Source organism: Streptomyces sp. NPDC050535 (assembly GCF_044457665.1).
Taxonomy (GTDB): Bacteria; Actinomycetota; Actinomycetes; order Streptomycetales; family Streptomycetaceae; genus Streptomyces.
This window is the reverse complement of the sequence record NZ_JBITHE010000008.1, coordinates 344,637-367,096: the sequence shown is the minus strand read 5'-3', so window position 1 is coordinate 367,096 and position 22,460 is coordinate 344,637. Positions and strand designations below refer to the sequence as shown.

The 22,460-nt window shown below is 69.5% G+C and carries 18 protein-coding genes; 9 read left to right on the top strand and 9 right to left on the bottom strand.

Annotated elements, in window-relative coordinates:
* Nucleotides 1-364: 364 nt before the first annotated feature.
* The 3 genes from ACIBLC_RS20840 to thyX form a co-directional block, all read right to left on the bottom strand.
* Nucleotides 365-2,050: a ribonuclease J gene (locus tag ACIBLC_RS20840; RefSeq protein WP_399212503.1), complete on the bottom strand. Its 1,686-nt coding sequence runs from the start codon at nt 2,048-2,050 to the stop codon at nt 365-367.
* Nucleotides 2,051-2,187: 137 nt separating this feature from the next.
* Nucleotides 2,188-3,087 (bottom strand): 4-hydroxy-tetrahydrodipicolinate synthase, encoded by a 900-nt coding sequence (gene dapA, locus ACIBLC_RS20835; RefSeq protein ID WP_399212502.1) that lies wholly within the window; start codon nt 3,085-3,087, stop codon nt 2,188-2,190.
* Between the two features lie 210 nt (nt 3,088-3,297).
* Nucleotides 3,298-4,038: an FAD-dependent thymidylate synthase gene (gene thyX / locus ACIBLC_RS20830; RefSeq protein WP_399212501.1), complete on the bottom strand. Its 741-nt coding sequence runs from the start codon at nt 4,036-4,038 to the stop codon at nt 3,298-3,300.
* A 202-nt stretch (nt 4,039-4,240) separates the two neighbouring features.
* On the opposite strand from thyX, the gene ACIBLC_RS20825 reads away from it, so the two are divergent.
* Both ACIBLC_RS20825 and ACIBLC_RS20820 read left to right on the top strand, forming a co-directional pair.
* Complete coding sequence (locus tag ACIBLC_RS20825; RefSeq protein ID WP_399212499.1) at nt 4,241-4,495, top strand: hypothetical protein; 255 nt, start codon at nt 4,241-4,243, stop codon at nt 4,493-4,495.
* A 90-nt stretch (nt 4,496-4,585) separates the two neighbouring features.
* Nucleotides 4,586-5,143, top strand: coding sequence for a PH domain-containing protein (locus ACIBLC_RS20820; protein WP_399212498.1), 558 nt, complete (start codon nt 4,586-4,588; stop codon nt 5,141-5,143).
* A 70-nt stretch (nt 5,144-5,213) separates the two neighbouring features.
* On the opposite strand, the gene ACIBLC_RS20815 is transcribed toward ACIBLC_RS20820, so the two are convergent.
* From ACIBLC_RS20815 to rpsO, 5 genes are all read right to left on the bottom strand, one after another.
* Entirely contained in the window at nt 5,214-5,669 is a 456-nt protein-coding gene (locus ACIBLC_RS20815) for a hypothetical protein (protein WP_399212497.1), read from the bottom strand.
* 2 nt (nt 5,670-5,671) lie between these two features.
* A complete protein-coding gene (gene dapB / locus ACIBLC_RS20810) occupies nt 5,672-6,427 on the bottom strand; it encodes a 4-hydroxy-tetrahydrodipicolinate reductase (RefSeq protein ID WP_399212496.1) in 756 nt (251 codons plus the stop codon).
* Between the two features lie 33 nt (nt 6,428-6,460).
* The gene (locus ACIBLC_RS20805; protein WP_399212495.1) at nt 6,461-7,840 is read right to left on the bottom strand and encodes a M16 family metallopeptidase; all 1,380 of its coding nucleotides are present in this window, start codon (nt 7,838-7,840) and stop codon (nt 6,461-6,463) included.
* On the bottom strand, nt 7,837-10,053 hold the full coding sequence (locus ACIBLC_RS20800) for a polyribonucleotide nucleotidyltransferase (RefSeq protein ID WP_399212494.1): 2,217 nt from the start codon (nt 10,051-10,053) through the stop codon (nt 7,837-7,839). The genes ACIBLC_RS20805 and ACIBLC_RS20800 overlap by 4 nt, the downstream gene beginning before the upstream one ends.
* 388 nt (nt 10,054-10,441) lie before the next feature.
* Entirely contained in the window at nt 10,442-10,729 is a 288-nt protein-coding gene (gene rpsO / locus ACIBLC_RS20795) for a 30S ribosomal protein S15 (protein ID WP_020128575.1), read from the bottom strand.
* A gap of 266 nt (nt 10,730-10,995) precedes the next feature.
* On the opposite strand from rpsO, the gene ACIBLC_RS20790 reads away from it, so the two are divergent.
* The 7 genes from ACIBLC_RS20790 (at nt 10,996) to ACIBLC_RS20760 (ending at nt 21,321) form a co-directional block, all read left to right on the top strand.
* Nucleotides 10,996-11,292: a DUF397 domain-containing protein gene (locus tag ACIBLC_RS20790; RefSeq protein ID WP_399212493.1), complete on the top strand. Its 297-nt coding sequence runs from the start codon at nt 10,996-10,998 to the stop codon at nt 11,290-11,292.
* 485 nt (nt 11,293-11,777) lie between these two features.
* On the top strand, nt 11,778-15,053 hold the full coding sequence (locus ACIBLC_RS20785) for an SCO5717 family growth-regulating ATPase (protein WP_399212492.1): 3,276 nt from the start codon (nt 11,778-11,780) through the stop codon (nt 15,051-15,053).
* Between the two features lie 318 nt (nt 15,054-15,371).
* On the top strand, nt 15,372-17,258 hold the full coding sequence (locus tag ACIBLC_RS20780; RefSeq protein WP_399212490.1) for an ABC transporter substrate-binding protein: 1,887 nt from the start codon (nt 15,372-15,374) through the stop codon (nt 17,256-17,258).
* Between the two features lie 49 nt (nt 17,259-17,307).
* Nucleotides 17,308-18,378 (top strand): ABC transporter permease, encoded by a 1,071-nt coding sequence (locus tag ACIBLC_RS20775; protein ID WP_399212489.1) that lies wholly within the window; start codon nt 17,308-17,310, stop codon nt 18,376-18,378.
* Nucleotides 18,375-19,313, top strand: coding sequence for an ABC transporter permease (locus ACIBLC_RS20770; RefSeq protein ID WP_399212488.1), 939 nt, complete (start codon nt 18,375-18,377; stop codon nt 19,311-19,313). Before ACIBLC_RS20775 ends, ACIBLC_RS20770 begins: the two co-directional genes overlap by 4 nt.
* Nucleotides 19,310-20,305 carry an ABC transporter ATP-binding protein gene (locus ACIBLC_RS20765; RefSeq protein WP_399212487.1) on the top strand — a complete coding sequence of 332 codons (996 nt, stop codon included), beginning with the start codon at nt 19,310-19,312 and terminating at the stop codon, nt 20,303-20,305. The genes ACIBLC_RS20770 and ACIBLC_RS20765 overlap by 4 nt, the downstream gene beginning before the upstream one ends.
* The gene (locus tag ACIBLC_RS20760; protein WP_399212486.1) at nt 20,302-21,321 is read left to right on the top strand and encodes an ABC transporter ATP-binding protein; all 1,020 of its coding nucleotides are present in this window, start codon (nt 20,302-20,304) and stop codon (nt 21,319-21,321) included. The genes ACIBLC_RS20765 and ACIBLC_RS20760 overlap by 4 nt, the downstream gene beginning before the upstream one ends.
* A gap of 133 nt (nt 21,322-21,454) precedes the next feature.
* Here ACIBLC_RS20760 and ACIBLC_RS20755 read toward each other — a convergent pair whose 3' ends face one another.
* Nucleotides 21,455-22,408, bottom strand: a complete 954-nt coding sequence (locus ACIBLC_RS20755; protein ID WP_399212485.1) for a bifunctional riboflavin kinase/FAD synthetase — start codon at nt 22,406-22,408, stop codon at nt 21,455-21,457.
* Nucleotides 22,409-22,460: the final 52 nt, after the last annotated feature.

Genomic DNA, 22,460 nt, shown 5'->3' with positions numbered 1-22,460 from the left:
ACTTGGCGTTGATTTTTGGCACGCTGTTGAGTTCTCAAGGAACGGACGCTTCCTTTGTACTCACCCGAGAGACTCTCTCAGGCTTTCCTCCGGGCATTTTCCCTTCGGTCTTGCGTTTCCGACTCTATCAGACCGTTTCCGACCCGATTTCCTCGGCGCCTTTCCAGGATTCCGCTTTCGCGTTTCCCTTTCCGGCGGTTCCGACTTTATCAGAAGTTCTGAGTCGGGATTTCCGCCCCTTCGGGGACTGGCTCCGGAGCGCGAGGCGTTCCGGGTTCCCGTTCAGGCGGAGCCGTAAACGTACTGGAGCGGGGTGCCTCGATGCAAATCGAGGCACCCCGCTCCAGGTTGGCGCGTGTGAGGGTCAGACCTCGACGACGACCGGGAGGATCATCGGGCGTCGGCGGTAGTTGTCCGAGACCCACTTGCCCAGCGTGCGGCGGATGAGCTGCTGCATCTGGTGGGGCTCGACGACGCCGTCCTGAGCCGACTTCTCCAGCACTTCCCTGACCTTCGGGATCACGTCGGTGAAGGCCGAGTCGTCGATACCGGAGCCACGGGCCTGCACGTGCGGACCACCGGTGATCTTGCCGGTGCTGGCGTCCATCACCACGAAGACCGAGATGATGCCCTCGTCGCCGAGGATGCGCCGGTCCTTGAGCGCGGGCTCGCCCACATCACCGACCGAGAGGCCGTCGACGTACACGTATCCCGCCTGGACCTTGCCGGAGATCCTGGCCTTGCCACCGATGAGGTCGACGACGACGCCGTCCTCGGCGATCACGATGCGGTCGTGCGGGACACCGGTGAGGGCGCCCAGCTCGGCGTTGGCCCGGAGATGGCGCCATTCGCCGTGAACCGGCATCAGGTTCTTCGGCTTGCAGATGTTGTAGAAGTACACGAGCTCGCCCGCCGACGCGTGGCCGGAGACGTGCACCTTGGCGTTGCCCTTGTGGACGACGTTCGCGCCCCAGCGGGTCAGGCCGTTGATGACGCGGTAGACCGCGTTCTCGTTGCCCGGGATGAGCGACGAGGCGAGGATCACCGTGTCGCCCTGGACGATGCGGATCTGGTGGTCGCGGTTGGCCATGCGGGACAGTGCGGCCATCGGCTCGCCCTGGGATCCCGTGCAGACCAGCACGATCTCGCTGTCGGGCAGGTCGTCGAGCGTCTTGACGTCGACCACCAGGCCCGGCGGGACCTTCAGGTAGCCCAGGTCCCTCGCGATGCCCATGTTGCGGACCATCGAGCGGCCGACGAAGGCGACCCTGCGGCCGTTCTCGTGGGCCGCGTCCAGTACCTGCTGGATGCGGTGCACGTGGCTGGCGAAGCTCGCCACGATGATCCGCTTGCGGGCGCCGGCGAAGACCTGGCGCAGCACGTTCGAGATGTCGCGCTCGGGCGGGACGAAGCCCGGGACCTCGGCGTTCGTCGAGTCCGAGAGGAGAAGGTCGATGCCTTCCTCGCTCAGCCGTGCGAAGGCGTGCAGGTCCGTGAGGCGGCCGTCCAGCGGGAGCTGGTCCATCTTGAAGTCGCCGGTGTGGACCACCATGCCCGCGGGGGTGCGGATGGCGACCGCGAGCGCGTCCGGGATGGAGTGGTTGACCGCCACGAACTCGCAGTCGAAGGGGCCGATGCGCTCGCGGTGGCCCTCGGCCACCTCCAGCGTGTACGGCCGGATGCGGTGCTCCTGGAGCTTCGCCTCGATGAGCGCGAGGGTCAGCTTGGAGCCGATGAGTGGGATGTCCGGCTTCTCACGGAGGAGAAAGGGGACACCGCCGATGTGGTCCTCGTGACCATGGGTGAGGACGATGCCCTCGATGTCGTCGAGGCGGTCTCTGATGGACGTGAAGTCCGGCAGGATCAGGTCGATTCCGGGCTGCTCCTCCTCAGGGAAGAGCACTCCGCAGTCGACGATCAGCAGACGACCGCCGTATTCGAAGACCGTCATGTTCCGGCCGATTTCGCCGAGGCCGCCGAGCGGGGTGACCCGCAGGCCGCCATTCGGGAGCTTCGGCGGGGCGCTGAGTTCAGGATGCGGATGACTCAAAAGACTCTCCTCACCACACGCGCCACGTACCTCGCAAGGCACGTGGCGCGCGTGACGTTCGTGCAGTAGCAGTTGTCGTGTGGTGTGCAGGCCCGGTGGCCTGCGTGGTCGTACGTATTCAGTTGTGAAGTCTGTATTTAGAGCTGTACCCCGCCGGCAGCAAGATCGATCTTGAGCTGGGCGGTCTCCTCCGGGGACAGTTCGACCATCGGGGCGCGCAGCGGCCCGGCGGGCAGGCCTTGGAGGGCGAGCGCGGCCTTGGTCGTCATGACGCCCTGGGTGCGGAACATGCCGGTGAAGACGGGGAGCAGCTTCTGGTGGATCTCGGTGGCCTTCTGTACGTCGCCCGAGACATAAGCGTCCACCAGGGTTCGCAGCTCCGGGGTGACGACGTGGCCGACGACCGAGACGAAGCCGACGGCGCCAACGGAGAGCAGCGGCAGGTTCAGCATGTCGTCGCCGGAGTACCAGGCGAGGCCGGAGCGGGCGATGGCCCAGCTGGCTCGGCCCAGGTCTCCCTTGGCGTCCTTGTTGGCGACGATACGCGGGTGCTCCGCGAGGCGCACCAGGGTCTCGGTGCTGATCGGTACGCCGCTGCGGCCGGGAATGTCGTAGAGCATCACCGGCAGTTCGGTGGCGTCGGCGATGGCTGTGAAGTGCCGGTGCAGGCCCTCCTGCGGGGGCTTGTTGTAGTACGGCGTCACGGTCAGCAGGCCGTGCGCGCCGGTCTTCTCGGCGGCTCGGGCGAGTTCGACGCTGTGGCGCGTGTCGTTGGTGCCGACTCCGGCGACGATGTGGGCGCGGTCGCCGACCGCTTCCAATACGGCTCGTACGAGATCCGCTTTCTCCGCGTCGCTGGTGGTCGGAGACTCACCGGTGGTGCCGTTGATGACCAGGCCGTCGTTGCCTGCGTCCACCAGGTGGGTTGCGAGCCGCTGCGCGCCGTCGAGGTCGAGCGCGCCGTCCGCCGTGAGGGGCGTGACCATGGCGGTGAGGACCCTCCCGAAGGGGGTCTGCGGAGTGGAGGTCGGAGCCATGGGGAACACGCTACTCGCTGCTCAACGTGGGGTCTGCCCTCGGGGCGGGCGACAAGTCGTGACAAAGGTGGAGCCCGGCACTGCCTGCTCGGGGGTTCAAGCAGTGCCGGGTCCGTTTCATCAGGCTAGATGAACTTCTCGAAGTGCCGCAATACGGACACTTCGGTCAGGGCACCCGCACATCTGTGCCGCAAGGCATGCCGAAGCGCGCTACGGCGCCACGCGCCCGTTGGCGTTGAAGGCCGCGTACGTGAGCGGCATCAGCTTCGCCCACTCCGCTTCCATCTTCTCCCCGACCATCTCGATCTCGCGCTGTGGGAAGGACGGGACCTTGGCCAGCTCGTGCTGGGTACGCAGGCCGAGGAAGTGCATCAGCGAGCGGGCGTTGCACGTGGCGTACATCGAGGAGAAGAGGCCTACCGGGAGGACCGCTCGGGCGACCTCGCGGGCCACTCCGGCGGCGAGCATTTCCTGATACGCCTCGTACGCCTGACGGTATGAGTCCTCCATGACGCGGCCCGTGAGCTCCTGCTGCGCCGGGGTGCCCTCGACGAAGACGTACTTGCCGGGGCGGCCTTCCTGGATCAGCTTGCGGGACTCGCCCGGGACGTAGAAGACCGGCTGGAGCTCCCTGTACCGGCCCGACTCCTCGTTGTACGACCAGCCGACGCGGTGGCGCATGAACTCGCGGAACACGAAGATCGGGGCGCTGATGAGAAACGTCATCGAGTTGTGCTCGAAGGGGCTGCCGTGCCTGTCCCGCATCAGGTAGTTGAGCAGGCCCTTTGAACGCTCCGGGTCCTTCTTCAGCTCGTCCAGCGACTGCTCACCGACGGTCGAGACTCGGGCGGCGAACAGCACGTCGGAGTCGGACGCGGTGTGCTTGACCAGCTCGACGTGGACATCGCTGCGGAAGCTGGGCTTGAGGTCGTCGGCGGGGGTGTCGGTCACGGTGGAGAGGGTCCTTCCCATCACAGGCTCGGGCGGCGCCCACTCTACGGCCCGGCACTGACAACAGGGCGTTCGGTGTCGTGCCGCGACAATAGTCGGCGAACTTCTGCGAATTCGGTGAAACCGGGCACCTCTTGGGGCGTTCGCTCGTCTGTATTGGTGACAGCAGTTCGTTCGAGTCTCCAGAGGAGAAGCAGTTCCCATGTTCCGTCGGCGCGAGCCCGTTCCCTTCGCCTTCCTCGCCGAAGCCGACCAGTTCCGCAGCAATGTCACTCCCCCGCCCCGTGAGCGTCCGTCCGCCGGTCAGATGGCCGGCCGATGGCTCATAGGACTCACCGTGGTCACCGGCCTCATAGGCGCTCTGATCATCGGAATGCCCGCGTTGTCCCTGGACAAGTCATCCGCGGACCAGACATCCGCGACAACGCGGCAGTCCGAGGCGTCCGACGGCCGCTGACTCGTCCGGACCCCCAAGGGTGGTGAGGGGGGACCCGGGTCGATAGCCTCACCGGGCACAGCCCATGCGTGGATTGAGTGAGGACCAATCGTGCCCCTGCCCTTCCTGACGGCGGATCGCGCTTTTGACGAGGTGGCGGACGACCTCGCGCTGCCGTTCGACGACCGCGACCACTGGCGGCGTCCCTACCGGCCCGGACCGTGGCGGGTGGGCGCGGCCGCGCTGATCCTGCTGCTGGCGTCGTACGTGCTGTTCGCCGGCGTCATCATCGCGGTCACCGGAACCCTGCCCGGCGCCGCGGCCTGCTTCGGCGGTGCCGTGCTCGCCATACTCTGCGCGCTGCGGCTGCTGCGGGTGGGCGTGTGGGTGAGCGCCCAGGGGCTGCGCCGGGTGAGGTTCTTCCGTACGAGTACGACACGGTGGGCGCAGGTCGTCGCGGTGCGCACCGTACAGCAGCCGGTGCGCTGGCTCGGACTGCCGCGCACCGTCCAGGGACAGGCGCTGGTCCTCGCACGCAAGGACCGCGCGCCCAGCGATCTGCCGGCCCTGCTGACCACGCACAACGCCGACTTCCTGGCGCGCATGGAGGCCTTCGACCGGGCGGCCGACGCCATAGAGGTGTGGGCGGACGAGTACCGGCGGCCCTGAGGCCCGGCACCGACGGCAATGCGAGAGGGGCCGGTCCGCGGAGTGCGGACCGGCCCCTTCGTCGTATCTCTCAAGCGTCGACCGGTGGCCTGCCCTCGTGCAGGGCGATCGCGCGCTGCATCGCCTTGCGGGCGCGCGGGGTGTCACGGGCGTCGTGGTACGCGATCGCGAGTCGGAACCAGCTGCGCCAGTCGTCCGGGGCGTCCTCGGTCTCGGCCTTGCGCCTGGCGAAGACCTCGTCGGCCGAGTCGCGGTCGATACGGCCGCCCGCGGTGCGCTTCAACTCGTCGACGGGCAGGCCGCCTTCGGCGTCGAGTTCGGCGGCGAGACGGTTGGCCTTCTGGACGAACTGCGTGTTCTTCCAGAGGAACCAGATACCGATGACCGGCAGGATCAGCACCGCGACACCGAAGGTGACGGTAAGGAGCGTGCCGGCCTGGATGAGCAGTACTCCGCGCCAGCCGACCAGCCCGAAGTAGGCGACCAGGACGGCCGCCGTGATGGCGTATGTGAGCTTCGCGCGCATGGTTACCGGTTCAGATCCAGGAAGTGTTCCAGGCCGAAGGTGAGGCCCGGGGTCGTGACCACGCGGCGGGCGCCGAGCAGGATGCCCGGCATGAAGCTGCTGTGGTGGAGGGAGTCGTGGCGGATGGTGAGGGTCTCGCCCTCGCCGCCGAGCAGCACCTCCTGGTGGGCCAGGAGCCCACGGAGGCGTACTGCGTGCACGGGCACCCCGTCGACGTCGGCTCCGCGGGCGCCGTCCAGCGCGGTGGCGGTGGCGTCGGGCTGCGGGGCGCTGCCCGCGCGCCCCCTGGCCGCGGCGATGAGCTGGGCGGTGCGGGTGGCGGTGCCGCTGGGGGCGTCCACCTTGTTCGGGTGGTGCAGTTCGACGACCTCGACGGACTCGAAGTACGGCGCGGCCGACTCGGCGAACTTCATGGTCAGTACGGCGCCGATGGAGAAGTTGGGCGCGATGAGCACGCCGGTCTCCGGGGAGGCGGACAGCCAGGTCCTGAGCTGCGCCAGGCGTTCGTCGGTCCAGCCCGTCGTGCCGACCACGGCGTGGATGCCGTGCCGTACGCAGAAGTCGAGGTTGTCCATCACCGAGGCAGGCGTGGTCAGCTCGACGGCGACCTGGGCGCCGGTCTCGGTCAGCGTCTCCAGCTTGTCGCCCCGGCCGAGCGCGGCCACCAGCTCCAGGTCCTCGGCGGCCTCGACGGCTCGTACCGCCTCCGCTCCGATACGGCCCTTGGCACCGAGGACCGCCACGCGCAGCTTGCTCATCTTCTTGTTCCTTAGTCGAGGACGGTCGAGGACTTACGCGACCGCTTCGTGCAGACGGGACGCCTGCTTGTCCTTGAGCGGGCCGATGACCGACAGCGAGGGCCGCTGTCCCAGGATGTCGTGGGCGACCGCGCGGACCTCGTCCGGGGTGACCGACGCGATCCGGGCCAGCATGTCGTCGACGGACATCTGCTCGCCCCAGCACAGTTCGCTCTTGCCGATACGGTTCATCAGCGCGCCGGTGTCCTCGAGGCCGAGGACGGTGGAGCCCTGGAGCTGGCCGATGGCGCGGCCGATCTCGTCGTCCGAGAGGCCGTGCTCGGCGACGCGGTCGAGCTCGTCGCGGCAGATCTTGAGCACGTCGTGCACCTGGCTCGGGCGGCAGCCGGCGTACACGCCGAAGAGGCCGCAGTCGGCGAAGCCCGAGGTGTACGAGTACACGCTGTAGGCCAGGCCGCGCTTCTCGCGGACCTCCTGGAAGAGGCGGGAGGACATGCCGCCGCCCAGCGCGGTGTTCAGGACGCCCAGGGCCCAGCGGCGGTCGTCGGTGCGGGCCAGGCCCGGCATGCCGAGGACGACGTGGGCCTGCTCGGTCTTGCGGCCGAGGAGCTCGACGCGGCCCGCGGTGCGGATGGCACGGCGGCCGTCACGCGGGGCGAACGGGGCGGCGTCGGGGACCTTGAGGGCGCCCGCCTTCTCGAAGGCGGCGCGGACCTGGCGTACGACCTTGTTGTGGTCGACGTTGCCCGCGCAGGCCACGACGAGGTGTGTCGGGTCGTAGTGCTTCTTGTAGAAGCGGCGGATGCGGTCGGCCGTGAGGGCGTTGACCGTGTCGACCGTGCCGAGGACCGGGCGGCCGAGGGGGGTGTCGCCGAGCATGGTGTGCGCGAACAGGTCGTGCACGCAGTCGCCCGGGTCGTCCTCGGTCATCGCGATCTCTTCGAGGATCACCCCGCGCTCGGCGTCGACGTCCGCCTGCTCGATCAGCGAGCCGGTGAGCATGTCGCACACGACGTCGATGGCGAGCGGGAGGTCGGTGTCGAGCACGCGTGCGTAGTAGCACGTGTACTCCTTCGCCGTGAACGCGTTCATCTCGCCGCCGACCGCGTCGATGGCGGAGGAGATGTCGAGTGCGGACCTGCGCCGGGTGCCCTTGAAGAGCAGGTGCTCCAGGTAGTGGGTCGCGCCGTTCAGCGTCGGGGTCTCGTCGCGGGAGCCGACGTGCGCCCAGATGCCGAAGGTGGCGGAGCGTACGGAGGGGAGCGTTTCGGTGACGATGCGCAGACCGCCGGGGAGGGTGGTCCTGCGGACCGTACCGATGCCGTTCTCGCCCTTGATGAGGGTTTGGGTACGGGCGACGGCCCGCGCCTCCGAGGAGGTGCGGGCCGTCGCCGTGGAGCTGCTTGACGTCACTGGTCGGTGTCGTCCTTCTTGTCGTCGCCCTCTTCGCCCTCGACAACGGGGATCAGGGAGAGCTTGCCGCGGGAGTCGATCTCGGCGATCTCGACCTGGACCTTGGAGCCTACGGCGAGCACGTCCTCGACGTTCTCCACGCGCTTGCCGCCGGCGAGCTTGCGGATCTGCGAGATGTGCAGCAGACCGTCCTTGCCCGGAAGCAGCGACACGAACGCACCGAAGGTCGTCGTCTTCACGACGGTGCCCAGGTAGCGCTCGCCGACCTCCGGCATGGTCGGGTTGGCGATCGCGTTGATCGTGGCGCGCGCGGCCTCGGCCTGCGAGCCCTGCTGGGCACCGATGTAGATGGTGCCGTCGTCCTCGATCGTGATGTCGGCGCCGGTGTCCTCCTGGATCTGGTTGATCATCTTGCCCTTGGGGCCGATGACCTCACCGATCTTGTCCACGGGGATCTTGACGGTGATGATCCGCGGGGCGTTCGGGGACATCTCGTCCGGCGTGTCGATCGCTTCCATCATCACGTCGAGGATGTGGAGGCGGGCGTCGCGGGCCTGCTTGAGGGCCGCGGCCAGGACGGAGGCCGGGATGCCGTCCAGCTTGGTGTCCAGCTGGAGAGCGGTCACGAACTCCTTGGTGCCGGCGACCTTGAAGTCCATGTCACCGAAGGCGTCCTCCGCACCGAGGATGTCGGTGAGGGCGACGTAGTGCGTCTGGCCGTCGATCTCCTGGGAGATCAGACCCATGGCGATACCGGCGACGGGGGCCTTCAGGGGCACACCGGCGTTCAGCAGCGACATCGTGGAGGCGCAGACCGAGCCCATGGACGTCGAGCCGTTGGAGCTGAGGGCCTCGGACACCTGACGGATCGCGTAGGGGAACTCCTCGCGGGTCGGCAGGACCGGCACGATCGCGCGCTCGGCGAGCGCGCCGTGGCCGATCTCGCGACGCTTCGGGGAGCCGACGCGGCCCGTCTCACCGACGGAGTACGGCGGGAAGTTGTAGTTGTGCATGTAGCGCTTGCGGGTCACCGGGGAGAGGGTGTCCAGCTGCTGCTCCATGCGGAGCATGTTCAGGGTGGTGACGCCCAGGATCTGGGTCTCGCCACGCTCGAACAGCGCCGAACCGTGCACGCGCGGGATGGCCTCGACCTCGGCGGCGAGCGTACGGATGTCCGTGACGCCTCGGCCGTCGATGCGGACCTTGTCCTTGATGACGCGCTCGCGCACCAGGGCCTTGGTCAGCGAGCGGTACGCGGCGGAGATCTCCTTCTCGCGACCCTCGAACTGCGGGAGCAGCTTCTCGGCGGCGATCTCCTTGACGCGGTCCAGCTCGGCCTCGCGGTCCTGCTTGCCGGCGATGGTGAGCGCCTGGGAGAGCTCGCTCTTGACCGCGGCGGTCAGGGCCTCCAGGACGTCGTCCTGGTAGTCGAGGAAGACCGGGAAGTCGCCGGTCGGCTTCGCGGCCTTCGCGGCGAGGTCGGCCTGGGCCTTGCAGAGCACCTTGATGAAGGGCTTCGCGGCGTCCAGACCGGCGGCTACGACCTCCTCGGTCGGCGCCTCGGCACCGCCCGCGACCAGCTGGATGGTCTTCTCGGTGGCCTCGGCCTCGACCATCATGATCGCGACGTCGCCGTCCTCGAGGGCGCGACCCGCGACGACCATGTCGAAGACGGCGTCCTCGAGCTCGGTGTGCGTCGGGAACGCGACCCACTGGCCGTTGATCAGCGCGACGCGGACGCCGCCGATCGGGCCGGAGAAGGGCAGGCCGGCCAGCTGCGTGGACGCGGAGGCGGCGTTGATCGCCACGACGTCGTACAGGTGGTCGGGGTTGAGCGCCATGATCGTCGCGACGACCTGGATCTCGTTGCGCAGGCCCTTCTTGAAGGACGGGCGCAGCGGACGGTCGATCAGACGGCAGGTGAGGATGGCGTCCTCGGAGGGACGGCCCTCGCGGCGGAAGAAGCTGCCGGGGATCTTGCCCGCGGCGTACATCCGCTCCTCGACGTCCACCGTGAGGGGGAAGAAGTCGAGATTTTCCTTGGGCTTCTTGGAGGCGGTGGTGGCCGACAGCACCATGGTGTCGTCGTCCAGGTACGCGACGGCGGATCCGGCGGCCTGCCTGGCCAGCCTGCCCGTCTCGAAGCGGATGGTGCGGGTGCCGAAGGAACCGTTGTCGATAACGGCCTCGGCGTAGTGGGTCTCGTTCTCCACTAGCGTTTTCTCCGATACTTTTCGTCTTTCGTCCCGGTCCTGCCCGTGTGGCAGGGGGACGGCGGCGGAGAAGCGCTCCTTCTGGTGCTGGCCGGTCTTCGATCGAAGCACCCGGGTTCATATTTCCCCGGGGGCCACTACCGAGGACCGGCGGCGGCGAGGTGCGCTTCTCCTCGTTCGTTGTCGTGACGTGCCCCTGCCCGGCGGGCGGGGCTTCATCACGCTTTGTCCTGCGTACTTCTGTCTTACCTGCTGTCGTACCTGCTGTGTCCTGCGTACTGCGTCGTGCTACCACACTACAAAGCGTCGGTGACACTCCGCACCTAGAGCACGTACAGCAAAAGGGAGCGGTCCCCTAGAAGTGGGAACCGCTCCCTCTCACGATGTCTTACTTGGCGCCCGCCGCACCGCGGCGGATGCCCAGGCGGTCGACCAGCGCACGGAAGCGCTGGATGTCCTTCTTGGCCAGGTACTGCAGCAGGCGGCGACGCTGACCGACCAGGATCAGCAGACCACGGCGGGAGTGGTGGTCGTGCTTGTGGGTCTTGAGGTGCTCGGTCAGGTCCGAGATACGGCGCGAGAGCATGGCGACCTGGACCTCGGGGGAGCCGGTGTCGCCCTCCTTCTGGCCGAACTCGGTGATGAGCTGCTTCTTCGTTGCGGCGTCGAGCGGCACGCGTACTCCTCGTAGTCTGTGATGTGCCATCGAGTGCCCCTGGTCCACATCTCAGGGGAGCTTCTGTAACTCGGGAGGCGGGATCCGCCGGGCGCGGCCTCCGGAGCGGTGAGCTCCGGGGGTGCGTACACAAGCGGCCGTTACACAGGGTACCAGCCTGGGCAGACCCGGCTTACCCGCTCCCCGAACCCGCCCGTACGGCGCGGACCAGGCCACTAGGGTGAGCGGACAGGTCTTTCGTATGCGGGGAAGGGGCCGGCGGAAACATGGCCGAGGAAGCGGACAAGGACGTCAAGGCGCGCAAGGAGCGGGAGAAGGACGAGCTCTACGCCCTCGACATCTCGGGCGTCGAATGGCTGAGCGCGCCGGGCACGGAGGAGCACGAGGAGCGGGTGGAGATCGCGTACCTGCCCGAGGGCGCGGTGGCCATGCGGTCGTCTCTCGACCCCGAGACGGTGCTGCGGTACACGGAGGCGGAGTGGCGGGCCTTCGTGCTCGGGGCCCGGGACGGCGAGTTCGATCTTGAGCCGGCGCCGCACAACGGCGGCTTGGCGGGCGAGTAGGGGGCTCGCGGCCGGCCGAGGCGGGGATCACCGCCGAGAGGGCCGGCCGGTAGCCGGGCGAGCGGTCGGGGCGGCGGTGGGCCGCGTCGGCCGCTTCTTCATGTACGGGGAACCGCTGACCGTCAACTGCCCGGCGTGTGGCGCGGCTTGTTCACCACCCCTTCCAAGGACCTTATTCGGCTTGCTGTTCCGCCGCCGGTGCGGACTGGGTACAAGGGGAGGAGCGGGCCGAGACCCACTCGCAACGCGATCGCCTCGATGACACTGTTTGTCCGCTTTGCCGGTCAATAGTGGGCGTGAGTACGGCACTTCTGGGCAGCGTGCGTCGTAGCGGGCAGTGGCGGTGGGGCGGACGGGCCTGCCGTGTTGACAGTCGTGGTGATTAGTCTGGGACCGGGCGCGACGCCAGAGCCCGTGGACGGACCGACCACATCCCGCCCCGGCACGGCGCCGCAACAGGGGGCTCGACCACACCAGGAGGAATTGTGAGCAGCGATCGGGACGGCATCCGCGGGGGCTGGGCCACACCCGGCGATGACCACTCCGACGCGGAGTCCGCCGTCGAGACGACGGGCGAGTTCACCATCGACTACGCGCCGCCGGCCTGGTACACGCAGAACGCGTCGGGGAGTTCGGGGGACCCGGCTTCGGAGCCGAAGCCGGAGTCCGCGCCTGAGCCGAAGCCGGAGTCCGCGCCTGAGCCGGATCCGGAGCCGGAACCCGAGGCGGCTTCGGAGGATGCGGGGATCTCCGGCGATGGGGCCGATGCGGCTGAGGGCTCCGAGGGCTCCGGTTCTTCGGAGGTGCCCGGGGCGGAGGCACCGGCCGACGCGGCATCGGCGGACGCAGACGCGGATGTCGATTCAGAAGGCCTGGCCGCTCCGGAAGGTTCGCCCTGGGGTACGTCTTCCGTACCGCCTCTGGTGAGCCCTGCCGTGGTGCCCGACCCGCCGGTGGAAGGTGCGGTCGAGCCTCCCGCCGAGGCGTCGAACGCGGAGACTCCCGCGGCTCCGCCTGTCGTGGGGCCCGTCGCGGGCAGCCCGGCCGAGCTGCCGAGCCTGCCCCTCCAGCTGCCTCCCACGGCGGCTCCTGCCGCACCCGCCGTTCCACAGGCCATCGCTCCCGCCGCTGCTCCTGTGTCGCCCGTGCCGGTGTCGGACGACGCGGAGGCCGGCGGCGAGGATCTGGAGAGCGGCGCGACGATGCGGATCTCCGCTCGCGCCGTGAAACGTGAGGTCGCGGAGCGGGCGGAGGTACCCACGGGTGCCGCTGTCGGGACTTCTACGGGGGATGCTCCCGACCGCTCCGGCGATTCCGACGGCGACGGCGACAGCGACAGCGACAGCGACAGCGACCTGCACGTCGTACAGGACGAGGCAACCGCTGATGCCGAGTTGGCATCCGCCGACGCGGTGGCTGGTCCCCAGGTTTCCGACGCGTCCGATGAGGGCGGGGTCGTGGAACCTCCGGTCGCGCATGTCGTGACCGGCGTCGACGAGGTCCGTGACGCGGTGCCCCAGAACGCCGAGCCTCAGGATGTGGTCCCGGGCCCCGGGCCTCGTGGGGAAGCTCCGGTACAGGACGCTCCTCCGGCGTGGGCTCCGCCGCCGTTGCCGCAGGGTGGGCTGCCGCCGTTGCCGCCCGCCTATCAGCCCGCGGCGCCCGCTCCCGCGGCGGAGTGGCCCGTGTCCACGCCGCCCGCGGCAGCCGAGGCCGGGCAGGTACAGGAGCCGCCCCGGTCTCAGCCGGCCGCGCCCGCACCGGGCCAGCCGTTCCAGCCACCGGCGCCGGCACCGGCACCGGCACCGGGCCAGCCCTTCCCGACACAGCCGCCCGCGCCGCAGCCCGCGGCGCCTCCGGCGTGGTCCCCCTCCGGGGCACCCGTTTCCGCCGGCCCGGCGCAGGTGCCCGCACCGGTGTCACCGCCCCCCGTGGCCGACGCCCAGCCTCAGGCACCCCAGCCCCAGGCCCAGCCCCAGGGAAGCTACGGCTTCCCACAGCCCAGCGTTCCGGCCCCGAGCCCCACCCCCCAGGGCAGCTACGGCTTCCCGCAGCCCGGCGCCCCCGCACAGGCCCCGGCCCCGGCGGTGCCCAACCAGCACGCCGCCCAGCCAGCACCGGCACCCGCACCCGCTTACGGCTTCCCTCCCCAGGGCGCGCCGGCGGAACCGCAACCGGCATACGGCTTCCCTCAGCAGTCCCCCGCCCCCCAGGCGCCCAACACCCCCGCGCCCCAGCCCAGTTACGGCTTTCCGCAACAGTCCTCCGCGCAACCCGCGGCCCCGGTCCCCCCGGCGCAGGCGGCCCCGCCGTACCCGCAGCAGGGGCAGGCGCAGCCGGGCTACCCGTCCGTACCGCAGCAGTACGAGGCACAGCCCCAGCAGGGTCTGCCCGCGCAGGGCCCCGGCGTTCCGCCCGCCGCGGAGCCGCAGCCCCAGGCCCCCGTCGATCCACGCGCCGGAGCCGGCTGGCCGCAGCCCGTGCGGCACGACCAGCGTCAGCCCATCAATCCCAACGCCGCCCCGCTCGGGTACACCGCGGCGGTGGAGCTCTCCTCCGACCGGCTGCTCAACAACAAGAAGCAGAAGGCCAAGAGCGGTCGCCCCGTCGCCGGCTCGTCGCGGTTCAAGCTCGGCGGCAAGAAGGAGGAGGCGGAGCGGCAGCGGAAGCTGGAGCTGATCCGGACGCCGGTGCTGTCGTGCTACCGGATCGCCGTCATCAGCCTCAAGGGCGGCGTGGGCAAGACGACCACGACCACCGCGCTCGGCTCGACGCTCGCCACCGAGCGGCAGGACAAGATCCTCGCGATCGACGCCAACCCCGACGCGGGTACGCTCGGGCGCCGCGTGCGCCGCGAGACCGGGGCCACCATCCGCGACCTCGTGCAGGCCATCCCGCACCTCAACTCGTACATGGACATCCGGCGGTTCACCTCCCAGGCCTCGTCCGGCCTGGAGATCATCGCCAATGACGTCGACCCGGCGGTGTCGACCACGTTCAACGACGAGGACTACCGGCGCGCGATCGACGTACTGGGCAAGCAGTACCCGATCATCCTGACCGACTCGGGCACGGGTCTGCTCTACAGCGCCATGCGCGGAGTGCTCGACCTCGCCGACCAGCTGATCATCATCTCGACGCCGTCGGTCGACGGTGCGAGCAGTGCCAGTACGACGCTGGACTGGCTGTCGGCGCACGGGTACGCGGATCTCGTCTCGCGGTCCATCACCGTCATCTCCGGGGTCCGCGAGACCGGGAAGATGATCAAGGTGGAGGACATCGTCAGCCACTTCGAGACGCGCTGCCGCGGGGTCATCGTGGTGCCCTTCGACGAGCACCTGTCCGCGGGCGCCGAGGTCGACCTCGACATGATGCGGCCCAAGGTGCGGGAGGCGTACTTCAACCTCTCCGCGATGGTGGCCGAGGACATCGCGCGCCACCAGCAGTCGCACGGGCTCTGGACGTCCGACGGCAACCCGCCGCCGGTGGCCGCGCCCCCGCTGCCGGGTCAGCAGTACCAGCAGCAGCCGGGACAGCAGTACCCCGGTCAGCCTGCCCCAGGACAACCCGCACCGGGGCAGGTCCCGCAGCAGCCGCAGCCCGGACAGCAGCCCTATCCGCCGCAGCCCGGTCAGCCCTACCCCCAGCAACCGGGCCAGGGTCACCCGCAGCAGCCGGGACAGCCGTATCCGCCTCAGCAGGGGCAGCCGTATCCCCAGCCGGGGCAGCCCTTCCAGCCGCCGGCGCCCCCTCAGCAGTAACCCGATCGGCCCCTTTCGGGGGACCGATTCGCGTCAGGGCCCGCACCGTCTCCGTACGGTGCGGGCCCTTCGCGTACCCGCAGGTGTTTCGCGGCGTCAGGCCCTCACCTGGGGGGCTTCAGCGGTCTGAACCAATGAGTGAAAAATGCGCGTCAACTCGTTATTTCCGCAGGCCACATGGGGTTCATGCGCCGTTGACTCGTGGAGACCGGCGCTGGTAGACACACTCACCAGCCCCGCCGGCGTCCCCCGATCAACCGTGGTCCATCCGTTCAACAAGCCATCCCTGTGCGAGCGATGACGCGAGGTCACCGACCCATGAAGACACAGCATCAGCACGGCAGAAGGCACCTGCGGCTCGTCGCCGCCGCGGGCGTCGCGGCGCTCACCCTCACCGCCGTTCTCGCGACCCCGCTCAACCCGGCACCCCAGCCCGCCCAGGCCCGGACTCAGGCCCAGCCGCAGGCCCAGGATCAGGCCCAGGATCAGGCCAAGGCGAGCAAGAAGACCCTCACGGTCGCGGTCGCGCAGAGCGTCGACTCGCTGAGCCCGTTCCTCGCGAGCCGCCTGGTCAGTACGAGCATCCACCGGCTCATGTACGAGTACCTGACCAACTACGACCCGGCGGACAACCACGCCATCCCGGGGCTCGCCACCAAGTGGGAACCCTCGGCCGACAAGCTCACGTGGACCTACACGATCCGCTCCGACTCCAAGTGGTCGGACGGTGAGCAGGCCACCGCCGAGGACGCGGCCTGGACCTTCAACAAGATGATGACCGACGACGGCGCGGCGACGGCCAACGGCAGCTTCGTCGGCAACTTCAGGAAGGTCACCGCTCCGAGCCCCACCGAACTGGTCATCGAACTGAAGAAGCCGCAGGCCACCATGGCCGCGCTCGACGTGCCGATCGTGCCGAAGCACGTCTGGGAGAAGGTCGGGGACTTCTCGAAGTTCAACAACGACAAGGACTTCCCCGTCGTCGGCAACGGACCGTTCGTGCTCACCGACTACAAGGCCGACAGTTACGTACGGCTCAAGGCCAACAAGAGCTTCTGGCGCGGCTCCCCCAAGTTCGACGAGCTGGTCTTCCGGTACTACAAGGACAACGACGCCGCCGTCGCCGCCCTCCAGAAGGGCGAGGTCTCCTTCACCTTCGGCCTGACGCCCGCTCAGGCGGCCACGCTGGAGACCCAGAAGAACATCAAGGTCAACGACGCGCCGGGGCGCCGCTTCTACGCGCTCGCCGTCAACCCGGGAGCGCGGGCCAAGAACGGGCAGGAGTTCGGCGACGGGCACGAGTCGCTGCGTAACGAGGAGGTGCGACAGGCGCTGTTCATGGCCGTCGACCGCAAGGCCCTCCTCGCCAAGGTCTTCCAGGGCCATGCCGTCGAAGGGGCCGGCTATCTCCCGCCACGCTTCTCCGACTACTTCTGGAAGCCGTCCGCGAGCCAGGAACTGTCCTACGACCCGGCCGAGGCGGCCCGGCTCCTCGACGAGGCGGGCTACAAGGAGAACGGCGACGGCAAGCGCGTCGGCAAGAACGGCAAGCCGATCAACTACCGCGTCCTGTGCCACGCCACCGACCCGAACGACAAGGCGGTCGGACAGTACCTGAAGGAGTGGTGGGGCGAGCTCGGCATCGGTGTCACCCTCAACTGCCTGGACAACGTGACCGACCCCTGGCTCGCGGGGACGTACGACATCGCCTTCGACGGCTGGTCCGCCAATCCCGATCCCGACTTCCTCCTGTCGATCCAGACCTGCGGCGCGCTCCCGGCGACCCCCAAGGACACCGGTGCGACGGACAACTTCATCTGCGACAAGAAGTTCGACGATCTGTACGACCAGCAGCTCGCGGAGTACGACACCGCCAAACGGGCGGACCTCGTCAAGCAGATGCAGTCGCGGCTGTACGACACCGGGTACATGAACGTCATGGCGTACCCGAACGCGGTCGAGGCCTACCGCACCGACCAGATCAAGTCGATCGAGACGATGCCGAAGGCCGCGGGCAACATCTACGGCCAGGACGGTTACTGGAGCTGGTGGTCGGCGGTTCCGGCGGCCTCCTCCGGTGAGTCCTCCGACGGTTCGGGGTCGACGGGGGTCATCATCGGCATCGTCGCGGGCGCGGTCGTCCTGCTGGGCGCCGCGGCGTTCTTCGCGATGCGGCGCCGCTCGACCGCCGACGACCGCGAGTAGCCACGGGTCCCCCACCGAGCCGCGAGCAGCCCCCACCGAGTGAGAGTCCATGACCGCTGAAGCAACACCCTCGCCTACCGCGGCGATCGGCGGTCCGGCTGAGGCCGGGCCGTCGGTCCGCGGGCCACGGGCACGCAGCAGGACCGCCTATCCGCGGTACGTGGCGGGCAAGTTGGGCGGCGCGGCCGTCTCCCTGCTCGCCGTCCTCGTCACCAGCTTCTTCCTCTTCCGGCTCATCCCCGGCGACCCCGTGAAGTACATGACAGGTGGCCGTCAGGTGTCGGCGGAGCAACTCGCCAACTACCGTGAGGAGTTCGGGCTCGACCTGCCGATGTGGGAGCAGTTCACGGACTACTGCGCCAAGGCGCTCAGCGGCGACCTCGGCACGTCGTACCAGTTCCGGGCCCCCGTCATCGACAAGATCACCGAGGCGCTCCCGAACACCCTCCTGCTCACCGGCACGTCGTTCGTCCTCTTCACGGCGCTCGGCATCTTCCTCGGCACCCGCTCCGCGTGGCGCAACGGCGGGATCGGCGACCGGCTCAACACCGGTCTGGCGCTGACCCTTTACTCCATCCCGTCGTTCTGGCTCGGGCTGCTGCTCATCATCGTCTTCTCGGTGGGCATGGGCCCGATCCCCGGCCTGTTCCCGACCGGCGGCATGGAGTCGGGGAACGGCGAGACCGGCTTCGCGTACGTCCTCGATGTCACCCACCATCTCGTCCTTCCGGTGGTGACCCTGGTCGCCGTCGAGTACGGGCAGACCCTGCTCGTGACGCGCTCGGCGCTGCTCGACGAGATGGGCAGCGACTATCTGACGACGGCCCGGGCCAAGGGCCTGCGCGACGATCTGGTACGACGCCGGCACGCGGTGCCCAACGCCCTGCTGCCGACCGTGACGCTGATCTTCATCAACCTCGGCCGGACCGTCGCCGGTGTCATCCTCGTCGAGACCGTCTTCTCCTGGCCGGGCCTGGGCGGGCTCTTCTACCAGGCGCTGAGCGTGCCCGATCTCCCCCTGGTGCAGGGGCTGTTCTTCTTCTTCGCGGCGGCGGTGATCGTGATGAACACGCTGGCCGATCTGATCTATCCGCTGCTGGATCCCCGGGTGGGCCGATGACGACCGAATCCACCGCGGCCGAGCAGGCCGCACCGGTGTCCGTGAAGAGCCCACGCGCTCTCGCCCGGCAGCGCCGCCGGGCCTCGGTGGCCCGCTTCTGGAAGCAGTACAGAACCCACCGGGCGGGCGTTCTCGGGCTCGGTGCCCTCGGCCTCTTCGCGCTCATCGCGCTGACGGCGCCGCTGACCGTCGGGTCCGACGTGCAGAGCGTGACGAACGCGCCGGGTGGGCCGATGGAGAGTCCGAGTGCCGAATTCCCGCTGGGGACCGACCAGTTCGGGCGCAATCTGCTCGGCCTGGTGGTGTGGGGCGCCCGGGTGTCGCTGCTCGTCGGCCTGCTCGCCGCGGTGCTGTCCGTGGCGATCGGCGCGGTCATCGGGATCACGGCGGGGCACTTCCGGGGCTGGTTCGCGACCGTCATGATGCGGATCACGGACTGGTTCCTGGTCATGCCGACCCTCGTTCTCGCGATCGCGCTGGCGACCGTGATGTCCCGCTCGCTCGGCACGATCATCCTGGCGATCGGCGTCACGACCTGGCCGACGACGGCACGGCTGGTGCGCGCGCAGACCCTGGCGGTGGAGTCGCGGCCGTACATCGAGCGGGCCAGGGCGCTCGGCGGCGGGCACTGGCACATCATGTCCCGCCATGTGCTGCCCAATGTGATGCCGCTGGTCCTTGCCCAGACGACGCTGATCATCTCCTCGGCGATCCTCGCCGAGGCGACGCTCGCGTTCCTCGGGCTCGGCGATCCGACGGTCGTGTCGTGGGGCGGACTGCTCCAGGACGCACGGGAGGCGGGCGCGGTCAGCGCCGGGAAGTGGTGGTACCTGGTGCCGCCGGGAGTCGCCATCGCGGGCGTGGCGCTGGCGTTCACGCTGTGCGGGCGCGCGGTCGAATCGGTCCTCAACCCCAAGCTGGGGGTAGCACGTTGAGCACGCAGACTGGAACTCGCCTGCTGGAGGTCCGGAACCTCGAGGTGACCTACACGGGCGGGGCCGCCGCCGTCCGCGGTGTGGACCTCACGCTCGACGCGGGCCAGAAGCTCGGCATCGCGGGCGAGTCGGGCTGTGGCAAGTCCACCCTGGCCCTCGCACTGCTGCGGCTGCTGCCCGCCGGCACGCGCACCACCGGCGAGATCCTGCTCGACGGGGAGGACGTGCTGACGATGAAGTGGGGCCGCGTGCGGGCGGTCCGCTGGGCCGGCGCCTCGATCGTCTTCCAGGGCGCCATGCACTCGCTGAACGCCGTGCACCGCGTCGGCGACCAGATCGCCGAGCCGATCCTGCTGCACAGGAAGGCGACCGCGGCGGGCGCGAGGCGGAGGACCGGCGAGCTGCTCGAACACGTGGGCCTGCCAGCCGCCCGCGCCGACGCCTACCCGCACGAGCTGTCCGGCGGCCAGCGCCAACGCGTCATGATCGCCATGGCGTTGGCCTGCGATCCACGGCTCGTCATCGCCGACGAACCGACCACCGCGCTGGACGTGATGATCCAGGCCCAGATCCTCCGGCTCATCCAACAGCTCGTCACCGAGCAGGAGTTGGGGCTCGTCATGATCAGCCACGACCTCGCGGTGCTGTCCGACACCTGCGACCGGCTGGCCGTGATGTACGCGGGCCGCGTGGTCGAGGAGGGACCCGCCCAGCAGGTCTACGAGAATGCCCGACACCCGTACGGCAAGGCCCTGTCGGCCGCCTTCCCCCGCATCGGCGACACCGCCTCGCGGTTCGCGCCGCGCGGCCTGCCGGGCGATCCGCCGGACCCGTCGGCACTGCCGTCCGGCTGTACGTTCCACTCCCGGTGCACCGTGGCGCTGGAATCCTGCGTGACCGAGGACCAGGTGCTCAGGGACGCGGGCGCGGGCCGGTGGGCGGCCTGTGTGCACGCCGGGGCGCCGGTCCCGGAGACGAGGAGCACCGTATGACCGCCCCCGCACGCCAGGAGCACCCAGTGACGGCACCATCGCCCCTGCTCAGCGCCCAGGGCCTGCACATCGCCTTCCCCGGACGGCACGGCGCGGCCCTCGCCCGTGCCGTCGACGGGGTCGACCTCGACATCCGGCGCGGTGAGATCGTCGCGCTGGTCGGCGAGTCGGGCTGCGGCAAGACGACACTGGCGCGCTCGCTGCTCGGTCTCGTCCCGCCGACCGGAGGGCGCGTCACCTTCGACGGCAAGCCCCTCGACTACTCCTCACGCGCGCTGAAGGCGTACCGCAAGCGGGTCCAGCTCGTCCTCCAGGACCCGAGCGGCTCCCTCAACCCCCGTCACACGGTGTACGACGCGGTGGCCGAGGGCCTGCGCATCCACCGGTACGGCGGTGACGAGCGGGCCGCGGTCGCGGAAGCCCTCTCCCGGGCGGGACTCCGCCCACCGGAACGCTTCTTCCTCCGCTACCCGCACGAGCTGTCCGGCGGCCAGCGCCAGCGAGTCGTCATCGCGGGCGCCCTCGTCCTGGAGCCCGAACTCATCGTCGCCGACGAGCCGGTGGCCTCCCTGGACGCCTCGGTACGCGGCGAGATCCTGGCCCTGCTCCTGCGGCTGCGCACCGAACTGGGCCTGTCCGCCCTGGTGGTCACCCATGACCTGGGCCTGGCATGGAACATCGCCGACCGGGTCGCGGTGATGTACCTGGGCCGCATCGTGGAGACGGGCGAAGTCGAACAGGTTCTGACTGCCCCTCAACACCCTTACACCCAGGCCCTGTTGTCCGTCCTGCCGGAGGCCCCGGGCGAACCGGTGGTGCTGACCGGCGAGCCCCCGGACCCGTCCCGCATCCCCTCCGGCTGCCGCTTCCACGCACGCTGCCAGGTCCTGGCGAACGGGGAGGCGGAGCGGGCGGGGGTGGCGGACGCGTGCCGGAGCCAGGATCTGGAAGTGCTCGCCGGAGGCGCCGAGACACAGGTGGCGTGCCATTGGGCGAGAGCGCCCGCCACCAGGTAGACACCGTCACCGTGTGGGAGGTCGGCCGGTGCCACCACAGGCGCCGGCCGCCGCCATCGACGTAGGCCATCGACGCACGCCCTCCGCGGAACGGAGGACGGCGATGGAAGAACGCGACGGAGGGAAACTGCTACTACTCCCCCTCGTACCCCTCGATCAGCTCCCGCGACCGCTTCACGTCGTCCCCGATGGCCACCAGCAGCGCCTCGATGGAGTCGAACCTCGCCTGGCCGCGCACGAAGGCGAGGAAGTCGACGGCGACGTGCAGGCCGTACAGGTCGAGGCCGACGCGGTCGATGGCGTACGCCTCGACGGTGCGCTCGGTGCCGTCGAACTGGGGGTTCGTACCGACGGAGATCGCGGCGGGCATCGCCTCACCCGCGACGTGCAGCCAGCCGGCGTAGACGCCGTCGGCGGGGATGGCCGTGTGCGGGAGGGTCTCGACGTTCGCCGTCGGGTAGCCGAGCTCGCGGCCGCGCTGGGCGCCGCGTACGACGATGCCCTCGACACGGTGCGGACGGCCGAGGATCTCGCGCGCGCCCTCGACGTCGCCCTCGGCGACGAGTCGCCGGGTGAGGGTCGAGGAGAAGGGCTCGCCGCCGCCGGCGTCACCGGTCACGTACAGGTCGACGACCTCGACCTCGAAGTCGTACGTCTCGCCCTGCTCACGCAGGAACCCGACGTTGCCGGCGGCCTTGTGGCCGAAGCGGAAGTTGGGGCCTTCGACGACCGCTTTCGCGTGCAGCTTGTCGACGAGGACCTTCGCGACGAAGTCGGCGGGCGACAGCTTCGAGAACTCGGTGGTGAAGGGGAGGATGAGGAGGGCGTCCACGCCCAGCCCTGCCATCAGTTCGGCGCGGCGGTGGTGCGGGGCGAGCAGCGGGGGGTGGCTGCCGGGGCGGACCACCTCGCTGGGGTGCGGGTCGAAGGTGACGACGACGGAGGGGACGCCCAGGTCACGGGCGCGGTCCACGGCATGCTGGATGATCAGCTGGTGTCCGCGGTGCACCCCGTCGTAGGAACCGATGGTGACGACGCTGCGCCCCCAGTCCTCGGGGATGTCCTCCAAGCCACGCCAGCGCTGCACTGTGTCTGCTCCTTGTCGCAAACTCGTCGAACCCGTGTCCGTGATTGCCTCA